The 23,798-nt window shown below is 74.6% G+C and carries 21 protein-coding genes; 8 read left to right on the top strand and 13 right to left on the bottom strand.

Annotated features, from left to right (window positions below):
- Together CUD01_RS07575 and imuA' are read right to left on the bottom strand one after the other, a co-directional pair.
- Positions 1-399, bottom strand: a 399-nt coding sequence (locus CUD01_RS07575) for a Y-family DNA polymerase (protein ID WP_443090750.1), incomplete at its 3' end; no start/stop codon positions are given.
- 10 nt (positions 400-409) lie between these two features.
- Positions 410-1,408 (bottom strand): DnaE2-dependent mutagenesis accessory factor ImuA', encoded by a 999-nt coding sequence (gene imuA', locus CUD01_RS07580; protein WP_141319990.1) that lies wholly within the window; start codon positions 1,406-1,408, stop codon positions 410-412.
- Positions 1,409-1,673: 265 nt separating this feature from the next.
- Here imuA' and CUD01_RS07585 point away from each other — a divergent pair, with 265 nt between their 5' ends.
- From CUD01_RS07585 to CUD01_RS17230, 5 genes are all read left to right on the top strand, one after another.
- Positions 1,674-2,012: an ArsR/SmtB family transcription factor gene (locus CUD01_RS07585; protein ID WP_141319992.1), complete on the top strand. Its 339-nt coding sequence runs from the start codon at positions 1,674-1,676 to the stop codon at positions 2,010-2,012.
- A gap of 101 nt (positions 2,013-2,113) precedes the next feature.
- Complete coding sequence (locus tag CUD01_RS07595) at positions 2,114-3,808, top strand: SulP family inorganic anion transporter (RefSeq protein WP_141320069.1); 1,695 nt, start codon at positions 2,114-2,116, stop codon at positions 3,806-3,808.
- Positions 3,809-3,821: 13 nt separating this feature from the next.
- Positions 3,822-4,361, top strand: coding sequence for a YbhB/YbcL family Raf kinase inhibitor-like protein (locus tag CUD01_RS07600; protein WP_141319994.1), 540 nt, complete (start codon positions 3,822-3,824; stop codon positions 4,359-4,361).
- A gap of 59 nt (positions 4,362-4,420) precedes the next feature.
- Positions 4,421-4,984: a YbaK/EbsC family protein gene (locus CUD01_RS07605; RefSeq protein WP_244937704.1), complete on the top strand. Its 564-nt coding sequence runs from the start codon at positions 4,421-4,423 to the stop codon at positions 4,982-4,984.
- A 151-nt stretch (positions 4,985-5,135) separates the two neighbouring features.
- Positions 5,136-5,267: a hypothetical protein gene (locus CUD01_RS17230; RefSeq protein WP_279589644.1), complete on the top strand. Its 132-nt coding sequence runs from the start codon at positions 5,136-5,138 to the stop codon at positions 5,265-5,267.
- Between the two features lie 48 nt (positions 5,268-5,315).
- Here CUD01_RS17230 and CUD01_RS07610 read toward each other — a convergent pair whose 3' ends face one another.
- The 10 genes from CUD01_RS07610 to CUD01_RS07655 form a co-directional block, all read right to left on the bottom strand.
- On the bottom strand, positions 5,316-6,149 hold the full coding sequence (locus tag CUD01_RS07610) for a TrmH family RNA methyltransferase (protein ID WP_141319998.1): 834 nt from the start codon (positions 6,147-6,149) through the stop codon (positions 5,316-5,318).
- A gap of 19 nt (positions 6,150-6,168) precedes the next feature.
- Positions 6,169-7,392 carry an endo-1,4-beta-xylanase gene (locus CUD01_RS07615; protein WP_166772014.1) on the bottom strand — a complete coding sequence of 408 codons (1,224 nt, stop codon included), beginning with the start codon at positions 7,390-7,392 and terminating at the stop codon, positions 6,169-6,171.
- 12 nt (positions 7,393-7,404) lie between these two features.
- Complete coding sequence (locus CUD01_RS07620) at positions 7,405-8,688, bottom strand: MFS transporter (protein WP_141320000.1); 1,284 nt, start codon at positions 8,686-8,688, stop codon at positions 7,405-7,407.
- Positions 8,689-8,746: 58 nt separating this feature from the next.
- Positions 8,747-11,587: a hypothetical protein gene (locus CUD01_RS07625; protein WP_141320002.1), complete on the bottom strand. Its 2,841-nt coding sequence runs from the start codon at positions 11,585-11,587 to the stop codon at positions 8,747-8,749.
- A 184-nt stretch (positions 11,588-11,771) separates the two neighbouring features.
- A complete protein-coding gene (locus CUD01_RS07630) occupies positions 11,772-12,857 on the bottom strand; it encodes a lytic polysaccharide monooxygenase (protein ID WP_141320004.1) in 1,086 nt (361 codons plus the stop codon).
- Between the two features lie 167 nt (positions 12,858-13,024).
- Positions 13,025-15,040 carry an ABC transporter ATP-binding protein gene (locus CUD01_RS07635; RefSeq protein ID WP_141320006.1) on the bottom strand — a complete coding sequence of 672 codons (2,016 nt, stop codon included), beginning with the start codon at positions 15,038-15,040 and terminating at the stop codon, positions 13,025-13,027.
- Positions 15,037-16,779, bottom strand: coding sequence for an ABC transporter ATP-binding protein (locus tag CUD01_RS07640; RefSeq protein WP_141320008.1), 1,743 nt, complete (start codon positions 16,777-16,779; stop codon positions 15,037-15,039). The genes CUD01_RS07635 and CUD01_RS07640 overlap by 4 nt, the downstream gene beginning before the upstream one ends.
- A gap of 201 nt (positions 16,780-16,980) precedes the next feature.
- The gene (locus CUD01_RS07645) at positions 16,981-18,216 is read right to left on the bottom strand and encodes an SPFH domain-containing protein (RefSeq protein WP_141320010.1); all 1,236 of its coding nucleotides are present in this window, start codon (positions 18,214-18,216) and stop codon (positions 16,981-16,983) included.
- A gap of 32 nt (positions 18,217-18,248) precedes the next feature.
- Positions 18,249-18,683, bottom strand: a complete 435-nt coding sequence (locus tag CUD01_RS07650) for an NfeD family protein (RefSeq protein ID WP_094179899.1) — start codon at positions 18,681-18,683, stop codon at positions 18,249-18,251.
- A gap of 125 nt (positions 18,684-18,808) precedes the next feature.
- A complete protein-coding gene (locus CUD01_RS07655) occupies positions 18,809-19,600 on the bottom strand; it encodes an ABC transporter ATP-binding protein (RefSeq protein WP_141320012.1) in 792 nt (263 codons plus the stop codon).
- Positions 19,601-19,683: 83 nt separating this feature from the next.
- On the opposite strand from CUD01_RS07655, the gene CUD01_RS07660 reads away from it, so the two are divergent.
- Positions 19,684-20,490, top strand: a complete 807-nt coding sequence (locus tag CUD01_RS07660; RefSeq protein WP_094179897.1) for an Rv1486c family protein — start codon at positions 19,684-19,686, stop codon at positions 20,488-20,490.
- On the opposite strand, the gene glgA is transcribed toward CUD01_RS07660, so the two are convergent.
- Positions 20,469-21,704 carry a glycogen synthase gene (glgA, locus tag CUD01_RS07665; protein WP_141320014.1) on the bottom strand — a complete coding sequence of 412 codons (1,236 nt, stop codon included), beginning with the start codon at positions 21,702-21,704 and terminating at the stop codon, positions 20,469-20,471. The genes CUD01_RS07660 and glgA overlap by 22 nt on opposite strands.
- Before the next feature lie 117 nt (positions 21,705-21,821).
- On the opposite strand from glgA, the gene glgC reads away from it, so the two are divergent.
- Entirely contained in the window at positions 21,822-23,063 is a 1,242-nt protein-coding gene (gene glgC, locus CUD01_RS07670) for a glucose-1-phosphate adenylyltransferase (protein WP_141320016.1), read from the top strand.
- A 77-nt stretch (positions 23,064-23,140) separates the two neighbouring features.
- The gene (serB, locus tag CUD01_RS07675; RefSeq protein WP_141320073.1) at positions 23,141-23,791 is read left to right on the top strand and encodes a phosphoserine phosphatase SerB; all 651 of its coding nucleotides are present in this window, start codon (positions 23,141-23,143) and stop codon (positions 23,789-23,791) included.
- Positions 23,792-23,798: the final 7 nt, after the last annotated feature.

The following is a 23,798-nucleotide window of genomic DNA, read 5'->3' on the forward strand; positions in this document are numbered from 1 at the left end:
GAGCCGCTCGGCGAGGTTCTCCTCCGAGCCGTGGTACCGGCTCGCGCCGCCCGCGGGCAGCAGCAGGAGGCCCGGACGGACCACCTCGACACCGGCCACCACGCTCTCCGCCGCGACCGCGACGGGCTCGAACAGACGCGTGTCGCGGGCGTCGTCCGCGGGCAGCAGCTCGAGCTCGGGGCACACCGACTGCGCCTGCCGGCGGCGCATGCCGCGCCGCACGCCCTCGACGCGTGCGAGCGCACCCACCGCGACGACGTGCTGGCCGAGCAGGACCGCGGCAGGGACGTGGCGCGGGACCTCCAGCGACTGCGACGCCGCGACCACGGGCCAGTCGGGTACCCACAGGACCGTGGTGCGCGTGCTCGTCGGCCGACGCCCCTGCTCGTCGTCCCTCACCGGACGCACCTCATCCGACGAGCCGCAGCGGTGCGCGCCGCTCCTCGGCCTGCGGCACGGTCCGCGACACGGCCGCCGCGACCGCGGCGTCCTGGCCCGGGGCGGCCAGGGGGAACGTCAGGTCGAGTGCGAGCGGCACACCGGCACCGGCACGCCCCGCGCGCGCGACGCGCACCCGGTGGGTCCGCAGACGGCCGTGCCCGTCTCCGAGCCCCGACCACGCCGCCCGCTCCGCGGTGAGCACGACCTGAGCGCCCGGCCAGGGCGTGGTGGCGAGCAGCACGGCGCCGCGCTCCCGCGCACGTGCGGACAGGCGGCGCCGGTCCGCGTCGACGAGCCGCGCCTCCGGCCCGACGACGACCACGTCCACCCCGTCCAGCAGGGCAGCCAGGACGAGCGCGGCGTCCGCCCCCGGGTGCGGGACGACCGCGAGGCGGTCGAGCACCACGCCCGACTCCGCGGCCGCGAGCAGCCCGAGCGTGGGCTGGCCGACGACGGCCGCCCAGGAGCCCGCGGCGCTCGCCGCGGCCAGGACCGCGAGCGCGAGCGACGTCGAGCCCAGGACCGCGGTGGTCGCACCGCGGCGCAGCCCGTCCGGCAGGAGCGGGGCGAGGGCCGGCGGGACGGGCAGCGCGGGACGCTCGGTGGTGAGCAGCGCGGTCGACAGCACGCCGGGCGCGCGCGCGGGCTGCTCCGGGCCGTGGACGGTCATCCGCTCGGGGCGGGTCACCGGCTCGGGCACGGTCACCGGCTCGGGCACGGTCACCGGCTCGGGGACGGTCCCCGTCTCAGGGATGGTCTCAGGGATGGTCACCGGCTCAGGGACGGTCACCGGCTCAGGGACGGCCACCGGTCCGGGTCCCGTCGTCTCCGGCTCGACCGTCGGGACGGCGACGACGGGTCGCTCGTGCAGCAGCACGCTGCGTGCACCGGTGCGACGCTCGGCGTGCGCGAGCGCGAGCCGGGCCCGCGCGACCCGCTCCTCCCGCGACAGCACGTCGACCGTCATCACGCACCTCTGTGGACGTCGTCGCCGGACCCCCGGCACCTGCACAGACGCCGCTGACCTGCAGGTTCGCGGTCAGATCGCAGCCTGTTCGAACGTCTGTTCGACACTGCTAGTACACGCCCCGCGCGGCGCGATGTCAACCTGCGGCAGACCCGCGACCCGTGTCTCACCCGCATGGGCGAGCGAACCGCGCATCGCCTCCGAGGGCGTATGGTTTGACAGATTCATCAATCCATCAGGCGTTCTCCCCACCCCTGGAGCACCCGTGCCGCAGTCCCCCGGCCTCGACCGGCCCCTGGCCGAGGTCAAGGCCGACCTGTTCAAGGCCCTGAGCCACCCGGTGCGCGTGCGCACCCTCGAGCTGCTCGTCGAGCGCGACCGCCAGGTCGCCGACCTGCTCACCGAGCTCGACCTCGAGGCCTCCCACCTCTCGCAGCACCTGGCCGTGCTGCGACGCACCGGCGTCGTCACCGCGACCCGCCGCGGGAACGCCGTGCACTACACGCTCGCGCTGCCGGCGGTCGCGGACATGCTCGCGGCCGCACGCGCCGTGCTCGTCGACGCCGCCACACGCCGCGCCGAGCTGCTCGAGGACGCGCGGTGACCGCCACCGCACCCTCCGCCGCGCCCTCCTCCGACCACTCCTCCCCCACCTCCTCCACCGACCCCGCCGGATCCTCCAGCGCCTCCGACCCCTGGGGCACCCTGCGCCGCCTGCGCGCGCTGCTCCCCGGCCGCGACGACTACACGGGGCTGTCCCGCTCGTGGCGGCGCGACCTGGTGGCGGGGCTGACGGTCGCAGTCGTGGCGCTGCCCCTCGCGCTCGGGTTCGGCGTCTCCTCCGGGACCGGCGCCGCCGCCGGGCTGGTCACGGCCGTCGTCGCCGGCGCCGTCGCGGCCGTCCTCGGCGGGTCGCACCTGCAGGTCAGCGGACCGACGGGCGCGATGGCCGTGGTGCTCGTGCCCATCGTCGCGCGGTACGGCCCGCAGTGGGTGCCCGTCGTGGCGATCATGGCGGGCGGCATCGTCGTGCTCGCGGGCGTGCTGGGCCTCGGCCGGCTCGTCGCGTACCTGCCGTGGCCGGTGGTCGAGGGCTTCACCATCGGCATCGGTGTGGTGATCGCGCTCCAGCAGGTGCCGCTCGCGCTGGGCACACCGAAGGCGGAGGGCGAGAACGCCGCGCTCGTCGCCGCGCGCACCCTCGCCGCGACCGACTGGTCGGCGGCCGTCGCGCCGCTCCTTCTCGTCGCGCTGGGCGTCGCGCTCGTCGTCGGGCTGCCACGGCTCCACCGCGCGGTCCCGGCCTCGCTCGTCGCGGTCGCCGTGGCCACGGTCGTCGCCGAGGTCGCGCACCTCGACGTGCAGCGCATCGGTGCGCTGCCCTCGAGCCTGCCCGCACCGCACCTGCCGGTCGTGGACCTCGCGACGACGAGCGCGCTGTTCTCGTCGGCCCTCGCGGTGGCCGCGCTCGCCGCGCTCGAGTCCCTGCTGTCGGCGCACGTCGCGGACGGCATGGCCGACGACGTGCCACGCACCCGGCCCAACCGCGAGCTCGTCGGCCAGGGGGTCGCGAACGTCGCGTCCGGGCTGTTCGGCGGACTGCCCGCGACGGGTGCGATCGCCCGGACCGCGGTCAACGTGCGCACGGGGGCACGCACCCGCGTCAGCGCGCTCAGCCACGCGGCGGTCCTCGCGCTCGTCGTCTACGCCGCCGCGCCGCTCGTCGGGCGCATCCCGGTGGCCGTGCTGGCCGCCGTGCTGCTCGTCACCGCGGCCCGCATGGTCGACCTGCGCGCCGCCACGGCGATCTGCCGGTCGGGCCGGGCGGGTGCGCTCGTGCTCGTCGCGACGCTCGTCGTGACCGTCGCGTTCGACCTCGTGCTCGCGGTCGAGGTCGGCGTCGCGGTCGCGGCGGTGCTGTCGCTGCGCGCGGTCGCCCGGTCCAGCGGGCTGCACCGCGAGGACCCGCCCGACGAGGTGCTCCCGGCCAACACCGAGCGCGAGCTGCTGCACGAGCACATCGCGGTGTACCGGATCGACGGGGCGCTCTTCTTCGCCGACGTCCGGCGCTTCCTCGACGAGCTCACGGCTGTCACGGACGTGCGCGTCGTCGTGCTCCGGCTGTCCCGGGTCACCGTGATCGACACGAGCGGCGCGCACGCGCTCGTGCAGATCGTCACCGACCTCGAGCGGCGCGGCGTCGTCGTGCTGCTCAAGGGGCTGCGGCCCCAGCACCGCCGGGTCGCGGAGTCGATCGGCGTCATCGCGGCGCTGCGTCACGAGTCGCACCTGTTCGACGACCTCGAGGCCGCGCTGGACCACGCGCGTGCGCACGTGCGCGCCGCGCGCGTGCCCGCGACGATGGGCTCGGCCGCCCAGCCCGACGGCCCTCACGCCTGACCGGAGGACTCGCATGGTCTCGCTCACCCGCCCCGTCGCGCCGGACCCGTACTCGCTGCTGCCCGCCGTCCCCGCGTTCGAGGTCACCAGCACGGACTGGACGCACGGCGAACCGGTCCCCGACGTCCACACCAACACGCCCGCGGGGCGCAACGTCTCGCCGCACGTCGCGTTCTCGGGCTTCCCGGAGCAGACCGCGGGCTTCGCCGTGAGCGTGTTCGACCCGGACGCGCCCGGCGTCGCCGGGTGGTTCCACTGGACGGTGCTGGGCCTGGGCGCGGACGTCACGTCGCTGCCGACCGGAGCCGGCACGCCCGACGGCGCGGGCCTGCCGGCGGGGGCGTTCCAGCTGCGCAACGACGACGGCACGGTCGGTTACGTGGGCTGCGCGCCGCCGCCGGGCGACCAGGTGCACCGCTACTTCCTCGTCGTGCACGCGCTCGACTCCGCGGACCTCGGCCTGACACCCGACGCCCCGCCCGGAGCCGTGAGCTGCGCGCTGGTGTTCCACACGCTCGCGCGGGGCGTCCTGGTCGGCACCTACCAGCGCTGAGCCGCGCGCGACGACGGACGGCTCGGCCGGCGTCCCCGTTGGTCGGTAGGGTGCGGCGCGTGACCCTCGGGACCCTCGACTGGAAGCCTGCGCTCGAGCACCTCGACCTCGTCGCCGCGCCGACCGCGCGCACGCTGAGCGCGTGGGCCGCGGCCGACGCCGACGTGGCGCAGCACGTGCTCGTCGCCGAGATCGACCCGGACCTGGCCGACACGGCGGCGCTCACCGAGTCGTACGCGCTGCCGCCGTCCGCGTCGGCGAACTGCGTGCTCGTCGCGGGCCGACGCGAGGGCGCCGAACGCGTGGCCGCGGCCGTGGTGCGTGCGACGACGCGCGCCGACGTCAACAACGCGGTCAAGCGGCTGCTGGACGTGCGCAAGGCGTCGTTCCTGCCGATGGACCGCGCCACCACGGAGTCCGGCATGGAGTACGGCGGGATCACGCCCGTGGGCCTGCCGGAGGGCTACCGCGTGCTCGTGGACGCGGCGGTCACGGTGCCCGACGAGGCGGGCGCGCTCGTGGTGGTCGGCAGCGGTCTGCGGCGCTCGAAGATCGCCCTGCCGGGTGCGCTGCTCGCGCGTCTCCCGGGCGCCGAGGTGGTCGAGGACCTTGCCCTCGCTTGAGCGTCTTGGCCCATCGCACGGGCGTTCTTGACCCCGTGGTGACCGGCCCGTGGGGCACCTGTGGAGGTGTGGCCGGAGCCTCGTCGCGGGCCCGCCGGAGTCGGGACGGACGTCCCTGAGAACCCCGCTGCGGACGTCGGACGATCGGGTCATGCACCTCCTCCTGGCCGACCCCACCCAGACCCTGGACTCTCCCGACGCGGACCGCGACGAGCCGGTCGTCACCACCTTCCTCGCGGTGGCGCAGGCGCAGAACGACGAGCTCCCGCCCTTCTGGGACTGACGGGCACCGACCGGCCCCGCGCTCGAACGACGACGATCCGGCGCGGGGTCACCCCACCGCGCGTGTGGCCCAGAACGCGACAGCGGCCGCCGCGGCGACGTTGAGCGAGTCGACTCCCCCGGCCATCGGGATGCGCACGACGAGGTCGCAGGCCGCCACGGTCGCCGGCTTGAGGCCGTGCCCCTCGGCGCCCAGCACGAGCGCCAGCCGGTCCGGCAGGTCGGCGACGAGCGCGTCGAGCGTGATCGCGTCGTCGCCGAGCGCGAGCGCCGCGGTGACGAAGCCCGCCTCGCGCAGCGTGTCGACGCCCGCGGGCCACGGGTCGATCCGCGTCCACGGCACCTGGAACACGGTGCCCATCGACACCCGCACGGAACGCCGGTAGAGCGGGTCCGCGCACCGCGGCGTCACGAGCACCGCATCCACGCCGAGGGCGGCTGCCGAGCGGAACGCGGCGCCCACGTTGGTGTGGTCGACGACGTCCTCGAGCACCGCGACGCGACGCGCGCCCGCCAGCAGCGCCGCCGGGTCGGGCAGCGGTGGGCGGTGCATCGCCGCGAGCGCGCCACGGTGTACATGGAAGCCGGTGATCGCCTCGAGCACGGGCTCGTCGGCGACGTACACGGGCACCGGTGGGTCGTCGTCGGCGGGCAGGGAGGCGACCATGCGCTCGAGGTCGGGCACCCACCGCGGCGCGAGCAGCACCGAACGCGGCCGGTGCCCCGCCCGCAGGGCACGCTCCAGCACCGTCGAGCTCTCCGCGATGTACAGACCCTTGGCGGGCTCGTGCCGCGACCGCAGCGCGACGTCGGTGAGCGACACGTAGTCGGCGAGGCGCTCGTCGTCGGGGTCGGTGACGGTCAGCAGGTCCAGGTGCGGCACGACGCGTGGCCTCCCGCGGTCAGGCGGCGAGCCGGACGACGGGCCGGGCGTCGTCCCCGACGACGAACGACGCCGACGAGCCACCGGCGCGCACCTCGTAGTCGCCGCGCCAGCCGCTGACCGTGACCCGGCCGTCGGCGTCGGTGCGCAGCGTCGTCGGGGCGTGCCACCACTGCCCGCGCACGAGGTCGCGCAGCGCGTGGTACGCGGGCTTGGGCGTGCCGTCACGCCGCACCAGCCCCGCGGGCGCGCCGAGCCACGCCCCCTCGTCGCCCAGCCCCCAGTACGTCACCGACTGCACCGCCGGGTGCTCCGCGAGCAGCGTGTAGTGCGCCGTGAGCTCCGCGGCCTGACGCTCCTCGCCCTGCGGCGTCGAGGGCCACGAGTCGACGACGTAGTCGTTGAGGTCGTCGATCTCGGGCGGCATGAGGTCACCGGACACGAGCGTGGTCTCGGTGAAGTGCAGGGGCAGGCCGAACCGGGCGAACCGCTCGAGCACGCGCTGCGTCTTCTCCTCGCCCCACCAGCCCTGGTGCATGTGGCTCTGCAGGCCCAGCGCGTCGACCTGGATGCCGGCCTCGAGCACGCCCTCGATGAGGCACTCGTACGCGGTCGACATGTCGAAGTCGTTGAGCAGCAGGGTCGCCCCGGGGTTGGCGGCGCGCGCGGTCTCGAACGCGAGCCGGATCGTCTCGATCCGCCCGCGCTGCCACGCGAGCGGCGTGACGGCGTTCTCCTCGGCGCGGAACACCGGCATGATCACGACCTCGTTGATCGCGTCCCACGTGTCCACGAGACCCGCGAACGCCGTGACGTCATGCGTGATGCGCTCGCGCGCGATCCGCTCGACCTCCTCGACCGGGCGTCCGAGCAGCCACTGCGGCGCGAGCGTGTGCCACAGCAGCGGGTGCCCCTTGACGCGGACACCGCGCTCGACGAGCCTGCGTGCGGCCGCCGCCAGAGCGTCCGTGCGCGGGTGCCCCTCCTCGGGCTCGAAGTGCCGCCAGTAGAACGGGAGCGTCGCGGTGTCGAACAGCCCGTGCCACAGGTCGTCGAGCGGGGCGCGCTCACCCGGCGCGAGACGGACCTCGTCGAACGCGATGCAGCCGAAGCCGAACGCGTGCCGCGTCTGGGCGACCTCGACCTCACGCTCCGCCAGCGGGCTGCCCTGCGCGTCCAGGACGGTGAGCGTGGTCGAGGTGGTGCGGTGGTCGAGCGCGGCCATCGGTCGGGTCTCCTTCATCAGGGTTCGCGGTCAGCGTACGGGCGTCGGGGCGACGAGCCGGCCACCGACGAGCGCGACGACTCCCCCGAGCAGCGCGACCGCGGGCAGCACGAGGAACGCGGTGTGCACGCCGACCGCGTCCGCGAGCGCACCGAGCAGGAACGGGGCCACGCCGATCGCGAGCCCGCCGGCGAGCGTGGCCCGCGCCTGCGCGGCGTCCTGCGCCTGCGGGGCGGTCGACAGCAGCAGCGCGATGGACAGCGGGTACTGCACGCCGCAGCCGAATCCGGCGATCACGAGCCCGACCACGGCGACCGTCGACGACGACGCGGTCCACAGCACCGCCCAGCCGGCGATCGTCACGGCGAACGACGCCGCGAGCAGCATCGCCGGACGCACGCGCAGCGACAGCGGCCCGACGAGGAACCGCACGCCGGACACCCCCGCGACGAACCCGGCGGTCGTGGCCGTCGCGATCCCGGCACCCGCGGCGGTCTGCTCGCGCACGAGGTCGGTGGACCAGTACGTGGTGATGTTCTCCAGCGCGATCGCGGCGACGACCGCCGCGAGGAAGCACCACGCCGCGAGCGCGGAACGAGGTGCGGGCTCGTCGGGGGCGTCGGGCAGGTCGTCGACCGGGGCGACGGCCCGGTCCTCCACCGGGGCGAGCGCGTCGACCGGCCCGTGCGCGGTGCCGCCAACGGGCACGAGCCGCGGCTCGGCCCGCGGCGCGCGGGTGCGCGCCACGGCGGGCGGGGTCATCGCGCCACCGACGGGCAGCCGGGAGGCGGCCCACGCCGTCAGCAGGGTGATCGCGATGGTCACCGCGACCGCGGGGCGCCACCCCCACCCGATCGCGACGCACGCCCCCGCGGCGAGCGGCCCGACGAGGCCGATGCTCGACCCGACGCCGTTCGCCTCGGTCACCGCGGCGGATGCGGCGGGTCCGTGGTGCTGCGCGAGCCCGGCCTGCGACGCGGCGATCGCGACGTTGCCGCCGAGCGCGAGGACCGCGACGGCGGGCAGGCTCACCGCGAGCGAGCGCGCGAGCACGAGCGCGAGGACGCCGGCCGCGACGAGCACGAGACCGACGACGACGGCCGTGCGCCGGCCCGCGCGCGCCACGAGACGCGGGGCGACCCAGCTGGCGGCGATCGCGCCCACCGCCATCGCGGTGCCGTGCAGGCCGGCCTGCGCGTCGGAGATGCCGAGCTCGTCGGCGAGGAGCGGGACGCTCGGGTTGAAGCTGTACAGGAACCAGCCCCACGCCACGAAGCACCCGTAGAACGTCCAGGTCAGGCGGTCGCGGCGCACCGACCGAGGATACGTGTCACCACGAGCGCCGGGACGGGACCGAGGACCGCCCGGCGCGTCACCGGGACGGGCGGCTCGCGCGCAGGCACGCGACGAGCGTGTCGAGCTCGCGCCGGTACTCGGGGGCGCGCGGGTAGCCGGAGTGCGCGACCACCTGCAGGAGGTACGCGTCGGCGTCGACCTCGCTCGCGGGGACGTCGACCGGCGAGTCCGCGTACCCGTCGACGGGGAACCCGATGAAGTCCGTCCGCCGCCAGAGGCTGCGCCACCGCACCGCGCAGGGACCGCCCGGGGGTGACGTGAGCGAGCCGAGCAGCGTCGGCTCGGTCCGGGGGCCGGGCACGGGCGACGGGTCGGCGGCCCACGGGTCGGCGGCCCACAGGAGGGCGCCCGGGCTCGGGCGCGTGCCGAGCACCTCGGGCCCGAACAGCTCCGGGAAGAAGCGTCCGAAGTACGCACGCAGCTGCGTGCCGTAGGTCAGCAGGCCGACCCGGTGGTCGCCAGGCCCCGCGGGACCGTCCCACCGCGCCAGCAGGGTCGCGACGGCGACGACCCCGCCCAGGCTGTGCGCGGAGAGCAGCACGCGACGCCTCGCGCGGGTCGCCTCACCGCCGGGCAGCGGCGTGCCGTCGTCACCGAGCCACGCGTCGATGCGCGCCCTCAGCTCCGGCACGACGCGCTCGGCGTAGCACGGCGGGGCGAACGGGTGCGCGGCGCGCGGCAGGAAGCACATGAGGTCCCACAGCAGCCCCCAGGGACGCGCGAGCGCGTTCTCGGACCCGGCGAGCACCACGCTCGCGACGACGAGCCCGAGCGCCGCGACCACCGCCGCGCCGGACAGGTCGACCGCGAGCGCCCACAGCGTGCCGAGCGTGCCGCCGTACGTCGCGCGCGGGTCGGGCAGCGCGAGCGAGCCGACGAGCGCGAGCAGGTGCAGCACCGCGACCGCGCCGACCAGGCGCTCCGCGCGCTGTGCGAGCGCGGCTCGTCGTCGCGCGGCCTGCACCGCGGCGTCCTCCCCCGTGGTCGGCCGCGGCTGCGCGCCGCCGGGCACGACGGGCACGACGGTGCGGCGCAGCGTCGCCGTGCGGATCCCGAGCACGACGAGCAGCAGGACGAGCAGCAGCACACCGGCCACGCTCGCGACCGCGAACTGCTCGTAGCCCGGCGGGACGTGCAGGTGCGCGGCGGCCGGGCCGTGCACCACCACCGGGTCGCGCAGCGGGTCCTGGGCGGCGGCGTCGTCGAGCGCCTGCTGGGTCTGCGTGGACAGGCGCTGGTTCTCCGCGGCCGCGGGCGCGTCGAGCCACGCCACCGTCCCGAGGACCGCGGCGGCGCTGAGCACCATCGCGAGCCCGCCCGCGAGCGCGAGCAGCACGGCCGGCCCGCGGCCCGCCCAGCCCTCGCACGCGCGGCCGGGCCGTCGGCGGCTCACGACCCATGCGACGACGGTGAGCGTCACCAGGCAGAGCCCCGCGACGGTGCGCCACACGACGCCCCACGTGCCGGCGGACCACAGCACCGCGAGGCCGGCGCCGACGGCCGTCGCCAGGACGAGCGGCACCCACACCGCGGCGCGCAGGTGCGCACGGATCCCGACGGCCGCCAGCACGAGCAGGACCATGAGCGCGACGAGCGAGCGGGGCAGCGCGTGCAGCCCGAGGAAGGGCGGTGAGGCGGCGTCGGCGGGACGCAGCGGTCCGTCTCCCGAGCGCGCGACCGCCACGACCACCCACCCCAGCAGCACGAGCGCGGCACCCAGGAGCAGCACCTCGGCGGTGCGCGAGACCCGCACCTCGGCGGCGAAGGTCGAGCGGCCTCCGCCCGGCGGGTCGAGGCGCAGCCGCCCCGTGCGCCACGCGGCCAGGGCGACCACCACGGCCGCGGCGAGGACGGCCAGCGCCCACGGCAGCCGCCCGTCCCGCGCCCATACCGCGGCGTCCAGGCACCCCCGCGCACCGAACCCGTCCGAGTGCGTGCACTGCGGCACGTCGCGGTACAGGTAGTGCCACGAGACGAGCCCCGCGAGGGTCGCGAACGCCGCCGCCAGGTGCGCGAACCACTGCACGGACGAGCGGCGGGCGTGCGTCCAGAACCCCGGCCGCGCGAGCAGCGGCCAGGTCCCGCGCGGGTCGAGCCCCGCGCCGTCGGCCAGGCCCCGCGCCTTCGTCGTCGACATGCGTCGCTCGTACCGGAGCCGCCCCGTCGAGCCGACCGCCGCGAGCACGACGAGCACCACCGCGGTCGCCGCGACGAGCGCGGCGGTGCGCTCGCCGGTGGACCAGCGCGCCGCCGCGTCGGCCCACCCGGGCAGCGCCGCGCAGACCTGCACGTAGGTGACCTCGCCCGACGACGTGCGCGGCCCGTAGCACTGCGCACCGACGACGCCGAGCGTCACGGTCGCGACCGTCGCGAGCCACAGCAGCGTGAGCAGGAGCCCGAACAGCCGCACGAGCCCACCGCCGGCCGACGACCGTCGCCCGTGCGGCTCGTCGGCGTCGCGCGACCAGTACGCGACGTTCGCGAGCCCGAACGGGATGATCAGCACCCACAGCGCGCGCACGACTCCCGCGACGAGCCCGCTCACGCGACCCAGGCCCGGGACGGCGGACAGCCGCGCCATCGCACCCCACGAGTACGCCTCGCGCCGGACGCCGGGGGGCACCTCGCGCGGGTCGCCCGCGCGACGCGGCACCGCTGCGGCCGCGGCGGTCGGGGCCCAGAAGCTGCCGAGCTCGTCGCCGTCGACCTGCTCGACCTGGCCGGGCGCGAGCTCGAGCATGCTCGCGGGCGGCGTGTTGGCGACGCCGTGCACCCGCAGCTCCAGCACGTCGGGCGTCGTGGGCTCGGGCGTCGTGGGCCGACCCGTCCCGTGCCACCACCACCCCCACCGGTGCACGGTCGCCCCCTTCCTGGCGGCCCCCGCCACCCCCGTGGAGCGACCCTAGCCATCCCGGCACCACGCCCGCCATGCCCGTCTCGTCCCGGTTCGGCGCGTCCGGCCGTGGGGCGCGGTCCGGGTCACGCACCCCGCACGCGACGAGGCCCGGGACGCGCTGCGCGTCCCGGGCCCCGTGCGTCGGTCAGGCTGCCGCGCAGCTCGCGGTCAGGCCCGAGCTCGACCCCGAGCCGACGAAGCCGGCGGTGGCGCTCTGGCCGGACGCCAGCGTGCCGTTCCAGGCCGCGTTGGTGATCACGTTGCCGGAGGCGGTACCGCCCCACGCCTGCGTGACGGTCGCACCGTTGACGGTGACCTTCCAGCCCTTCAGCCCGCCGGACCCCGCCGTGACGACGACGTCCGCGACGTAACCGCCGGACCAGCTCGAGTTGACCTTCACGGTCGCGGTGCAGGCGCCGGAAGGCACCGTCGGCTCGTCCGTGGGCTCCTGCGTGGGCTCGTCGGTCGGCTCCTGCGTGGGCTCGTCCGTCGGCTCCTGCGTCGGCTCGTCGGTCGGCTCCTGCGTCGGGTCGCCGCCGCCCTCACCGATGATGATGTCGCTGCACAGGTAGTACGGCTGGTCGAGGTGGCTCGCCTGCCAGATCGTGTACAGCACGGCCCGGCCGCTGCGGTTCGGCAGCGAGACGTCGGTCTGGTACAGGCCGGTCGTCGGGTACGAGCCCGTCGTCTTCACCAGGTCGAGCGAGCCCCACGTGAGGGCCTGCGTGGTCGGGTCGAAGCCCGGCTTCGTGACGTAGATCTTCAGGTAGTCGGCCCCGTGCTTCGCGCCGTCCGTCAGGGTCAGGCGGAACGAGTTCGGCACCCGCGTCGCCGTCCACGCGCCAACGGTGTCCATCGACTTGTACAGGCCGTTCTGCGTGCGGCCGCCGCTGCAGAGCTGCCCGTCGGGGATCACGGCCTGGTGCTGGCCGCCGACGTTCTCGCGGAACAGGCCGTTCCAGTTCCACATCGCGTTCGGGTTGTCCTGGAACGCCTGCCAGCACATCGGGTCGTCCGTCGCCATCTGGGGGTTGAGGTGGTCGTCGCCCCACCGCTCCCAGCAGCTGTAGTTACGGGTCGGCGGGTCGGTCACCGAGCCGTGCGCGCTCGCCGACGGAGCCGCGAGCGTGAGGGCGCCCAGGCCCAGCGCGAGGGCCATCGGGACGGCCAGGGCGGCACGGCCCACACGGCGCAGGAGCCCTCGACGGGCGGGGGGTGCGGTCGATCGCATCGTTCCTCCAGGGGGAGTCGGTGTCCCGCGGGCAGGCCGCCACGCTGCTGACCCGGCGCGGGCGCGGTCGCCACCACCGTTCACATCGACCACCTGGGTGAACAACGTCCGAAACGGTTCACCCCGGCAATCCGCGACCAACGTCCCTGTCGCACCCCTCGGCCGGGTCAGACTTCCTCGGTCGCCGCCGCCGCGAACTGGCTCTGGTACAGGCGCGCGTACGCGCCGCCCGCGGCCAGCAGCTCCTCGTGCGTCCCCTGCTCGACGATCGACCCGTGCTCCATCACCAGGATCGCGTCGGCGTCCCGGATCGTCGACAGCCGGTGCGCGATCACGAACGACGTGCGCCCCGCGCGCAGCGCGTTCATCGCGCGCTGCACGAGCACCTCGGTCCGCGTGTCGACCGACGACGTCGCCTCGTCGAGGATGAGGATCGCCGGGTCGGACAGGAACGCGCGCGCGATCGTCAGGAGCTGCTTCTCCCCCGCCGAGACGCCCGTGCCCTCGTCGTCGATCACCGTGTCGTACCCGTCCGGCAGCGTCCGCACGAACCGGTCGACGTGCGTCGCCTCGGCCGCCGCGACCACCTGCTCGTGCGTCGCGCCGTCGACCCCGTACGCCAGGTTCTCCTCGATGGTCCCGCCGAACAGCCACGTGTCCTGCAGCACCATGCCGGTCTGCCGGCGCAGCTCGTCGCGCGTCAGGTCGCGGGTGTCCACGCCGTCGAGCGTGATGCGGCCCGCGTCGATCTCGTAGAACCGCATGAGCAGGTTCACCAGCGTCGTCTTGCCCGCACCCGTGGGACCGACGATCGCGACCGTGTGCCCCGGCTCCGCGACGAGCGACAGGTCGGTGATCAGGGGCGCGTCGGGCGAGTAAGAGAACGCGACGTGCTCGAACTCGACGCGCCCCCGCACGGGCCGGGCGAGGTACGCGGGCGAGCGCGGGTCGGGCTCCTGCTCGGGGGCGTCCAGCAGCTCGTACACGCGCTCCACCGACGCGACACCCGACTGCAGGAGGTTCGCCATGCTCGCGAGCTGCGTGATCGGCTGCGTGAACTGACGCGAGTACTGGATGAACGCCTGCACGTCGCCCAGCGTCATCGCGCCCGACGCGACGCGCAGACCGCCCACGACGGCGACGATCACGTAGCTGAGGTTCGACAGGAACCCGAGCGCGGGCTGGATGGTGCCGGAGATGAACTGCGCGCGCCGGGTCGAGTCGTACAGCGCCTCGTTGCGCTCCGTGAACGTCGCCACGGCGTCGTCGGACCGGTTGAACACCTGCACGAGCATGTGCCCGGTGAACATCTCCTCGATGTGCGCGTTGACCTGCCCGGTGTAGGTCCACTGCTCGATGAACCGCGGGCGCGAGCGCCGGGCGATCAGCGCGGCGACGACCATCGACAGCGGTACCGTCACGAGCGCGACGACGGCGAGCAGCGGCGAGATCCAGAACATCATCGCGAGCACGCCGACCACGGTGAGCAGCGACGTGATGACCTGGCTGAGCGTCTGCTGCAACGTCTGGGCGACGTTGTCGATGTCGTTCGTCACGCGGGACAGCAGCTCGCCGCGCGGCTGGGAGTCGACGTAGGCGAGCGGGACGCGGCCGAGCTTGGCCTCGACGTCGGCCCGCAGGCGCAGCACGGTGCGCTGCACGACGCCCGCGGTCATGCGGCCCTGCGCCCAGCCGAACAGGAACGAGCCCACGTACACCGCGAGCACGACGAGCAGGATCGAGCCGAGCCGGTCGAAGTCCACCCCCTGGCCGGGCACCACCTGCATGCCCGAGACCATGTCCGCGAGCTGGCCCTGGCCCTGCGCACGCAGTCCCGCGACCGCGTCCGCCTGGGAGATCCCCGCGGGCAGCATCGAGCCGACGACACCCTCGAACAGCACGTCGGTCGCGGTGCCGAGGAGCTTGGGCCCGACCACCGCGAGCACCACCGACGCCACGCCGAGCACGACGACCGCGACGAGCCGCACCCGCTCGGGCCGCAGGTCCCGCAGGAACCGCCGTCCGGAGGCGCGGAAGTCCATGGACTTCTCGCCGGGCATGCCCATCGCACCCATGGGGCCGTGCCCGGGGCCGGGGCGCCGGGGCCCGGCGGGCCGCGCGGGAGCGGCTGCCGCGGCAGCGGGGGCCGAGGACGGCGCGGGACGGTCCGCCGGCGCGTTCATGCCGCCTCCTGCGCGCTGAGCTGGGAGTACACGATCTCCTGGTAGGTCGCGTTCGCCCCGAGCAGCTCGTCGTGCGTCCCCTGCCCGACCACGCGGCCGGCGTCGAGCACCACGATGTGCTCGGCGTGCCGGATCGTCGCGACGCGCTGCGCGACCACGAGCACGCCCGCGTCGCGGGTCTCGGGGACGAGCGCGGCGCGCAGCGCGGCGTCCGTGGCGTAGTCGAGCGCGGAGAACGAGTCGTCGAACAGGTACACGCGTGGGCGGGCGGCGAGCGCCCGCGCGATCGCGAGACGTTGGCGTTGCCCGCCCGAGACGTTGGTGCCGCCCTGCGCGATCGGTGCGTCGAGGCCGCCGGGCATGGCCTCGACGAACTCGCGGGCCTGAGCGACCTCCAGCGCGTGCCACAGCTCGTCGTCGCCCGCGCCCGGCGCACCGTACTCGAGGTTCGAGCGCACCGTCCCCGAGAACAGGTACGGCTTCTGCGGGACCAGCCCGATCTGGGACCAGAGCTCGGGCAGCGCGACGTCGCGCACGTCGACGCCACCGAGGAGCACCTGCCCGCCCGTCACGTCGTAGAGCCGTGGCACGAGGTGGAGAAGCGTCGACTTGCCCGACCCCGTCGAGCCGATGATCGCGGTGGTCCGGCCGGGCTCGACCACCAGGTCGACCTCCTCGAGCACGGCGCGCTCCGCACCGGGGTACCGGAACTCGACGCCCCGCAGCTCGAGCCTCGCGCGCGTGCGCGCGTCGGTGGGCAGCGCGACCGGTGCGGCGGGCGGGAGCACGCTCGTCGTGGTCTCGAGCACCTCACCGACGCGACCCGCGGCGACGACCGCACGCGGGAACATCACGAACATCATCGTGCTCATCATCACGGCCATGAGGATGTACGCGATGTAGGACAGGAACGCCGTGAGCTGGCCGATCTGCATCGCACCGTCCGCGACCCGGTGCCCGCCGAACCAGATGACCGACGTGCTCGTCACGTTCAGGACCAGCATCACGGCGGGGAACATCAGCGCCATGAGCTGCCCGGTGCGCAGCGACGTGTCGTACAGCGCGCGGTTCGCCTCGTCGAACCTGGCGGCCTCACGCTCCTCGCGGACGAACGCGCGGACCACCCGCACCCCGGCGATCTGCTCGCGCAGCACGCGGTTGATCGCGTCGATCCGCTTCTGCATCACCCGGAAGTACGGGATCATCCGTGAGACGACCGCCCCGATGACCAGCCCGAGCACGGGCACCGCGACCACGAGGATCCACGACAGCCCGACGTCCTCCTGCAGCGCCATGACCACACCCCCGACGAGCATGATCGGGGCCATCAGGACGAACGTGAACGTCATGAGCGCGACCATCTGGATCTGCTGCACGTCGTTCGTCGTGCGGGTGATCAGCGTCGGCGCGCCGAACTGCCCGAGCTCGCGCGCGGAGAACGTCTGCACGTGCGCGAACAGCCGTCGTCGCAGGTCGCGACCGAAGCCAGTCGCGGCGTAGGAGCCGTACCAGACCGCCCCGATCGCGGTGACGACCTGCACGAGGCTGACCGCGAGCATCACGCCGCCGAGCCGCATGATGGTCGCGGTGTCGCCCTGCGCGACGCCGTCGTCGATGATCCGCGCGTTCAGGCTCGGCAGGTAGAGCGTCGCGAGCGTCTGCACGAGCTGCAGGAGGACGACGGCGGTCACCGCCCCGGAGTACGGGCGCAGGTGCTCCTTCAGCAGTCGGTCGAGCATCGACGCTCCTCACGTCCGGGGGTCACGCGCGGCCACGTCCGCGCACGCGCGGGCCCGACCACCCGCACGCCACGCTAGATGACTGCTGTCTGCAGACGAACACAATTCGCCCTGAGCGCACAAGGTCGCACCCCCGCCGCGGACGGTCGCGCGACGGGGGTGCCGTGGGAGATGAGGAGTCAGATGCGGTGCCGGAGCGGGTCAGCCCTGGTCGCGAGGCTGCGGCGGCGCCGGCGGCTCGTCGCGGGTCGGGGCGGGCGGCGCGTCCTGCGGCGGCACCGGGGGGACGGGCGGCGCCGGCGGCGCGGCAGGACGCGGCGGGACCGCTGCGCCGCCCGGGTGCTGCCCGAGCTCGGCCGCGGGGTCGAACGGACGCCCCGACAACGTGCCCGCGCTCGTCGCGTCGGCCGTCGCGGCCGCCGACTCGCGGCGGGCCTCGGCGAGCGCCTCGGCCGGGTCGGTGAGCGTCACGGGCGGCAGGTCGCCGTCCGCGAGCGGCGACTCCCCGGCGGGACGGTCGGCCTCGGTGGCGCCCGGCGCGGGCCACCCGCCGAACCCCTTGGCCATCTGCCCGAGCGCGCCCGTGAGCTCGGCGGGCAGGAACCACATCTTGTTCGACGGGTACGCCGCGATCTTCGGCAGCGTCTGCAGGTACTGGTAGGCGAGCAGCTTGGGGTCGGCGTCGCCGCGGTGCACGGCGTCGAAGACCTGCAGGATCGCGCGCGCCTCGCCCTCGGCCCGCAGGATCGCGGACTGCGCCTCACCCTCGGCCCGCAGGATCGCCGACTGCTTCTCGCCCTCGGCGGTGAGGATCTGCGACTGCTTGACGCCCTCCGCGGTGAGGATCGCCGCGCGACGGTCGCGCTCGGCACGCATCTGCTGCTCCATCGAGCCCTGGACCGACGCGGGCGGGTCGATGGCCTTGAGCTCGACCCGGTTGACGCGGATGCCCCACTTGCCGGTCGCCTCGTCGAGCACCCCGCGGAGCTGGCCGTTGATCTGGTCGCGGCTCGTGAGGGTCTGCTCGAGGTCCATCGAGCCGATGACGTTGCGCAGCGTGGTGACGGTGAGCTGCTCGATGCCGGTGATGTAGTTCGCGATCTCGTAGACCGCGTCCTTCGGCGACGTCACCTGGAAGTAGATGACCGTGTCGATGCTGACGACGAGGTTGTCGGACGTGATGACGGGCTGCGGCGGGAACGAGACGACCTGCTCGCGCAGGTCGACGCTCGCGCGCACGCGGTCGATGAACGGGATGAGCAGGTGCAGGCCCGCGTCCAGGGTCCGGCTGTAGCGTCCGAGCCGCTCGACGATGACCGCGACCGCCTGCGGCACGATCCGCACGGACCGGAACAGCGCGACGAGCACGAAGATCAGGACGAGCCCGCCCACCACGATCAGCGCGAGCTGGCCGACGTCGGTGGTGTCCTCGGTCATGGAGCCTCCTTGGTCCGTTCGGTGGTGCCGCGCTAGGGGCGCGGCGTGGGGACGACGACCGCGGTCGCGCCGTCGATGCGGGTGACCGTGACCTCGGTGCCGGGTGTCAGGGCGTCGCCGTCGGACGTCCGGGCGCTCCACACCTCACCCGCGAGCTTGACCCGCCCGGTCTCGCCCGTGACCGTCGCGATCACGACCGCCGGACGGCCGACGAGAGCGGACGCGTTGGTCTCGACGAGTGGCGTGCGTCGCCGCAGGTGCCGCAGCAGCCACGGCCGCAGCGTGACGAGCAGCAGCACGGACACGACGGCGGCGACGACGATCTGCACCCACAGCGGCGCTCCCGCGGCGCTGGCGACCCCTCCCGCGAGGGCCCCGCCCGCGGCCATGATGAAGACGAGCTCGAGCGAGAGCATCTCCAGGATGCCGAGCACCAGGGCGCTGCCGACCCACCAGAGCCACTCCACCCTGCGCACCTCCCGATCGTCAGCCGTGCACCGATCCTAGGCACACTCTTGACGGTCTCGTGATGATTCGGGCGCCGAGCGCCCACAAGGAGCGACGTGCGGGCGACGAACGGTCAGGCAGGCGGTCAGGCGAGCGTCGCGGCGCGGGCGGACCAGCGGCCCGCGTGGCGGTCGAGCAGCAGGTCGATCCCGAACGCGCCCGAGAGCTGCTCGGCCGTGAGGACCTCCTCGATGGGGCCGGACGCGTGGACCGCGCCGTCGCGCAGGAGCAGCAGGTGCGTGAAGCCCGGCGGGATCTCCTCGACGTGGTGCGTGACGAGCACCAGCACGGGCGAGCGGCGGTCGTCGGCCAGCTCGGCGAGCGCGCCGACGAGCTCCTCGCGGCCACCGAGGTCGAGCCCTGCCGCGGGCTCGTCGAGCAGCAGGAGCTCGGGGTCGGCCATCAGGGCACGAGCGATCTGCACGCGCTTGCGCTCACCCTCGCTGAGGGTGCCGAAGTACCGGTCGCCGAGGTGCTCGACCCCGAACGCCCGCAGCAGGTCGGTCGCGCGGGTCTCGTCGAGGTCCTCGTACTCCTCGCGCCAGCGCCCCGTCATGCCGTACGCGGCGGTCAGCACCACGTCGCGCACGAGCTCACCCGTGGGGATCTTGTCGGCGAGCGCGGAGCTGGACAGGCCGATGCGCGGCCGCAGCTCGAAGACGTCGACGTTGCCGAGCCGGCTGCCGAGGAGTTGCGCCGAGCCGCTCGTCGGGTGCATGCGCCCCGAGGCGACCTGCAGCAGCGTCGTCTTGCCCGCGCCGTTGCGTCCCAGGACGACCCAGCGCTCACCCTCGGCGACCGTCCACGACACGCTGTCGAGGATCGTCGTCGTCCCCCGTCTGATCGTCACGTCCTGGAGGTCGAGCACGTCGGTCATGGCACGACCCTAACCTTCGAGCGCCCGTCCCCGCGCACACGCCTCGCGACGGACGGCGGGCCCGGACGCCGTACCGTGGGCGGGTGCCCGACCTCGACCTGCCCAGGGGCGCCGTGCTCGCGCTGTGGCTCGGCGCGACCGCCGCCCGCCCCGCCGGCTCTCCCGTGCCCACGGCCGCACTGCGCGGCGTGCAGGGCGACGACGAGCCGCACGAGGTGGTGGACGCGACCGGCTCCCGCCTCGACCTCGCCGACGCGGTCGCGTCGTGGACGGCCCCCGACCTCGACGTCGTCGCGCTCCTGCCGGCCCCCGGCGACGTCGCGGGCGTGCCCGCCGCGGTGAGCGCGCAGGCGCTCGACGCGCGTGAGGTCGTCCTGCTGCGCTCGGCGGGCCGCAGCCTCGCGCTCGTCCCGGAGGTGACCGGGTTCGGCTCGGCCCTCGAGCCCGGGCACCTGGTCACGTGGCACGCCACCGAGGTGCCCGACTGGACGCTGGCGGTGCAGGGGCTCGGCACGCTCGAGGACGCCGACCGAGGCCTGCGGCGCGGCCTGACGGACGTCACGGACGCGCTCGTGCGCCTCGACGTGGCGCACTGGGACGACGAGCACGCGGCGCAGGTGGTCGCGCTGCGCGACGCGGGCGTGCCGACCTGGCGGCTGCCGGACCGTCTCGACGCGCGCCGCGGTCGGATCCTCGCGAGCGCCGCGCGGCTGCTCGCGATCGTGGACCTCGCGACCCGCGACGACGGCGGCGCCGTCAACCTGTGGCAGGCCGACCAGCGCACCGCCGCGCTGCGCGACGTCGACCGGCTCGCGCGTCGTGCGCTGTCCGCCGCGACGTTCGCCGGCCCGGCCGCGGGCCCGGGTCCTCAGGCGAGCACGCCTCGGTAGACCTCGAGGGTGCGCTCGGCGACGGCCGCCCACGAGAAGTGGTCCTCGACCCGCTGCCGGGCCGCCAGGCCCCACCGCCGGGCGCGCTCGACGTCCGTGACCGCCTCCGTGAGCGCGGCGGCGAGGTCGGCGACGAACCGCTCGGGGTCGCGCGGTGTACCCGTGCCGTCCTGCACCTGGTCGATCGGGACGAGCCAGCCCGTGACGCCGTCGTCGACGACCTCGGGGATGCCGCCCGTCGCGGTGCCGACCACGGGCAGCCCGACGGCCATGGCCTCGAGGTTGACGATGCCGAGCGGCTCGTAGACCGACGGGCAGACGAACACCGTCGACGCGGCGAGGACGGCGACGAGGTCCTCGCGCGGGAGCATCTGCTCGATCCACACCACTCCCGAGCGGCGCGTGCGCAGCGCCTCGACGAGGCCCGTGACCTCGGCGGCGATCTCGGGGGTGTCGGGTGCGCCCGCGCACAGCACGAGCTGCACGTCGGCCGGCAGCGACTCGGCCGCGCGCAGCAGGTACGGCAGGCCCTTCTGGCGCGTGATGCGCCCGACGAACACGACCGCGGGACGCGTCGGGTCGATGCCGAGCGCGCGCACGGTCTCGTCCGCGTGCGCGAGCGCGGCCTCGTCGGTGGGCCGACGCCACGCCGCCAGGTCGATGCCGTTGTGCACGACGTGCACGCGTGCGGGGTCGACCGCGGGGTAGCTGCGCAGGATGTCCTCGCGCATGCCGCCCGAGACGGCGATCACCGCCGCCGCGCCCTCGTAGGCGGTGCGCTCGACCCAGCTCGAGACCGCGTACCCACCGCCGAGCTGCTCGGCCTTCCACGGCCGCAGCGGCTCCAGGCTGTGCGCCGTGAGCACGTGCGGCACGCCGTGCAGCAGCCCGGCGACGTGCCCGGCGAGGTTCGCGTACCACGTGTGCGAGTGCACCAGGTCGGTCGCGACGTCGTCCTCGCCCGCACCGATGCCCGCGACGATCTCGAGGTCGACCCCGAGCGTCTGCAGCGCCGCGTTGGTGCCCGACAGACCCCCCGGGACCGAGTAGCCGTGCACGCCCTGCTCGCGCGCCGCGTCGTCGCGCGGCCCGTCGAAGCAGTGCACGCGCACGTCGAGGCTGCCCCGCAGCACCGCGGCCAGCTCCGCGACGTGCACCCCGGCCCCTCCGTAGACGTGCGGGGGGTACTCCCGGGTGAGCATGTCGACGCGCACAGACGACCTCCGTGGACGGCGGCCCGCACGCACCGGCGGGCCGTGATGCGCGACACGCTAGCGCGTGAACGCGCCCTGGCCTCGCCCGCACCGCCTGTCGGGCCTAGGGTTCGGGGCATGGCACAACCGCGCGTCCTGGCCATCGTCCTCGCAGGTGGCGAGGGCAAGCGACTCATGCCGCTCACGGCCCACCGGGCGAAGCCGGCAGTCCCGTTCGGCGGGATCTACCGGCTCATCGACTTCGCCCTGTCGAACGTCATCAACTCCCACTACCTGCACGTGATCGTGCTGACGCAGTACAAGTCCCACAGCCTGGACCGGCACGTCTCGAAGACGTGGCGCATGTCGGCCCTGCTCGGCAACTACGTCGCCGCCGTCCCCGCGCAGCAGCGCGTCGGCAAGCACTGGTACCTCGGCAGCGCCGACGCGATCTACCAGTGCCTGAACATCATCGACGACGAGCGCCCCGACATCGTGGTCGTGGTCGGCGCCGACCACGTCTACCGCATGGACTTCTCCCAGATGGTCGACGCGCACATCGCGTCCGGTGCCGAGCTGACCGTCGCGGGCATCCGCCAGCCGATCGAGGAGGCCGACCAGTTCGGCGTCATCGAGACGCACCCGGACGACCCGACGCGCATCAGGGCGTTCCGCGAGAAGCCGACCGACGCGATCGGCCTGGCGGACTCGCCGCACGAGGTGCTCGCCTCGATGGGCAACTACGTGATCGACGCGGACGCCCTGGTGAAGGCCGTGACGGTCGACGCCGAGGACGTGAACTCCCGGCACGACATGGGTGGCGACATCGTGCCGTGGTTCGTCGAGCGCGGGACCGCGGGCGTGTACGACTTCATCCGCAACGACGTGCCGGGCTCGACGCCCCGTGACCGGGACTACTGGCGCGACGTCGGGACGATCGACGCGTTCTACGAGGCGAACATCGACCTCATCGCGGTCGAGCCGGTGTTCAACCTGTACAACGACGAGTGGCCCCTGCACACCGGCTACACGGGTCTGCCGCCGGCCAAGTTCGTGCACGCCGGCGCGGGCCGTCTCGGGCACGCCGCGGACTCGATCGTCTCCCCGGGCGTCGTCGTCTCGGGTGCGACGGTGTCCGGCTCGGTGCTCTCCCCGGGCATCCGGCTGCACTCGTGGGCGCAGGTCACGGACTCGGTGCTGATGGACGGCGTGCAGGTCAGCCGGTACGCGCAGGTGCACCGCGCGATCCTCGACAAGAACGTCATCGTCCCCGAGCGGGCGCGCATCGGGCTCGACCACGAGCACGACCGCGCGCGGGGCTTCACCGTGACCGAGTCCGGGCTCACCGTGGTCCCGAAGGGCTCGATCATCACGGACTGACCTTCGCTCGGCGTCGTGCGTGCGGGCCGGACCGTCGGCGTGGACGGTCCGGCCCGCGGCACGTCGCGCTCGGTACCCTGCACGCCGTGACGAACGCTGCCGCCGGCCTGCTCGTGATGGACGTCGACTCCACGCTCATCACGGGCGAGGTGATCGAGATGCTCGCGGAGCACGCGGGGTCCGCCGAGCTCGTCACGCAGATCACCGAGCGCGCCATGCGCGGCGAGCTGGACTTCGCCGCGTCGCTGCACGAGCGCGTCGCGACCCTGGCCGGGCTGCCGGTGAGCGTGCTCGACGAGGTGCGTGCGCAGATGCGGCTCTCCCCCGGCGCACGCGAGCTCGTCGCGGCCGTGCAGGAGCGGGGGTGGGCCGTCGGGCTCGTCTCGGGCGGGTTCGTCGAGCTCGTGACACCGCTGGCCGCGTCGCTGGGCATCTCGCTCGTGCGCGCCAACCGGCTCGAGGTCGGCGACGGACGACTCACGGGACGCGTCACAGGCGCCGTCGTGGACCGCGCCGCGAAGGCGGTCGCGCTGCGCGACTACGCCGCGAGCGTCGGTGTCGACCTCGCGGCGACGGTCGCGATCGGCGACGGCGCGAACGACCTCGACATGCTCGCGACGGCCGGCTTCGGCATCGCGTACAACGCCAAGCCGGTCGTCGCGCAGCAGGCCGACGCGACGATCGAGGGGCGCCTCGACGCCGCCCTCACCCTCGCGCCGTTCGCCTGACGCCCGG

Source organism: Cellulomonas uda, assembly GCF_006538705.1.
In the GTDB taxonomy this organism is placed as follows: domain Bacteria; phylum Actinomycetota; class Actinomycetes; order Actinomycetales; family Cellulomonadaceae; genus Cellulomonas; species Cellulomonas uda.

Excerpts from the sequence above, each read along its gene's own strand:
- imuA' (WP_141319990.1), bottom strand. The coding sequence starts at position 1,408 with ATGACGGTCGACGTGCTGTCGCGGGAGGAGCGGGTCGCGCGGGCCCGG.
- CUD01_RS07600 (WP_141319994.1), top strand. The coding sequence starts at position 3,822 with ATGGTCTCGCTCACCCGCCCCGTCGCGCCGGACCCGTACTCGCTGCTG.
- CUD01_RS17230 (WP_279589644.1), top strand. The coding sequence starts at position 5,136 with ATGCACCTCCTCCTGGCCGACCCCACCCAGACCCTGGACTCTCCCGAC.
- CUD01_RS07615 (WP_166772014.1), bottom strand. The coding sequence starts at position 7,392 with ATGAAGGAGACCCGACCGATGGCCGCGCTCGACCACCGCACCACCTCG.
- CUD01_RS07630 (WP_141320004.1), bottom strand. The coding sequence starts at position 12,857 with ATGCGATCGACCGCACCCCCCGCCCGTCGAGGGCTCCTGCGCCGTGTG.
- CUD01_RS07635 (WP_141320006.1), bottom strand. The coding sequence starts at position 15,040 with ATGAACGCGCCGGCGGACCGTCCCGCGCCGTCCTCGGCCCCCGCTGCC.
- CUD01_RS07640 (WP_141320008.1), bottom strand. The coding sequence starts at position 16,779 with ATGCTCGACCGACTGCTGAAGGAGCACCTGCGCCCGTACTCCGGGGCG.
- CUD01_RS07645 (WP_141320010.1), bottom strand. The coding sequence starts at position 18,216 with ATGACCGAGGACACCACCGACGTCGGCCAGCTCGCGCTGATCGTGGTG.
- CUD01_RS07655 (WP_141320012.1), bottom strand. The coding sequence starts at position 19,600 with ATGACCGACGTGCTCGACCTCCAGGACGTGACGATCAGACGGGGGACG.
- glgC (WP_141320016.1), top strand. The coding sequence starts at position 21,822 with ATGGCACAACCGCGCGTCCTGGCCATCGTCCTCGCAGGTGGCGAGGGC.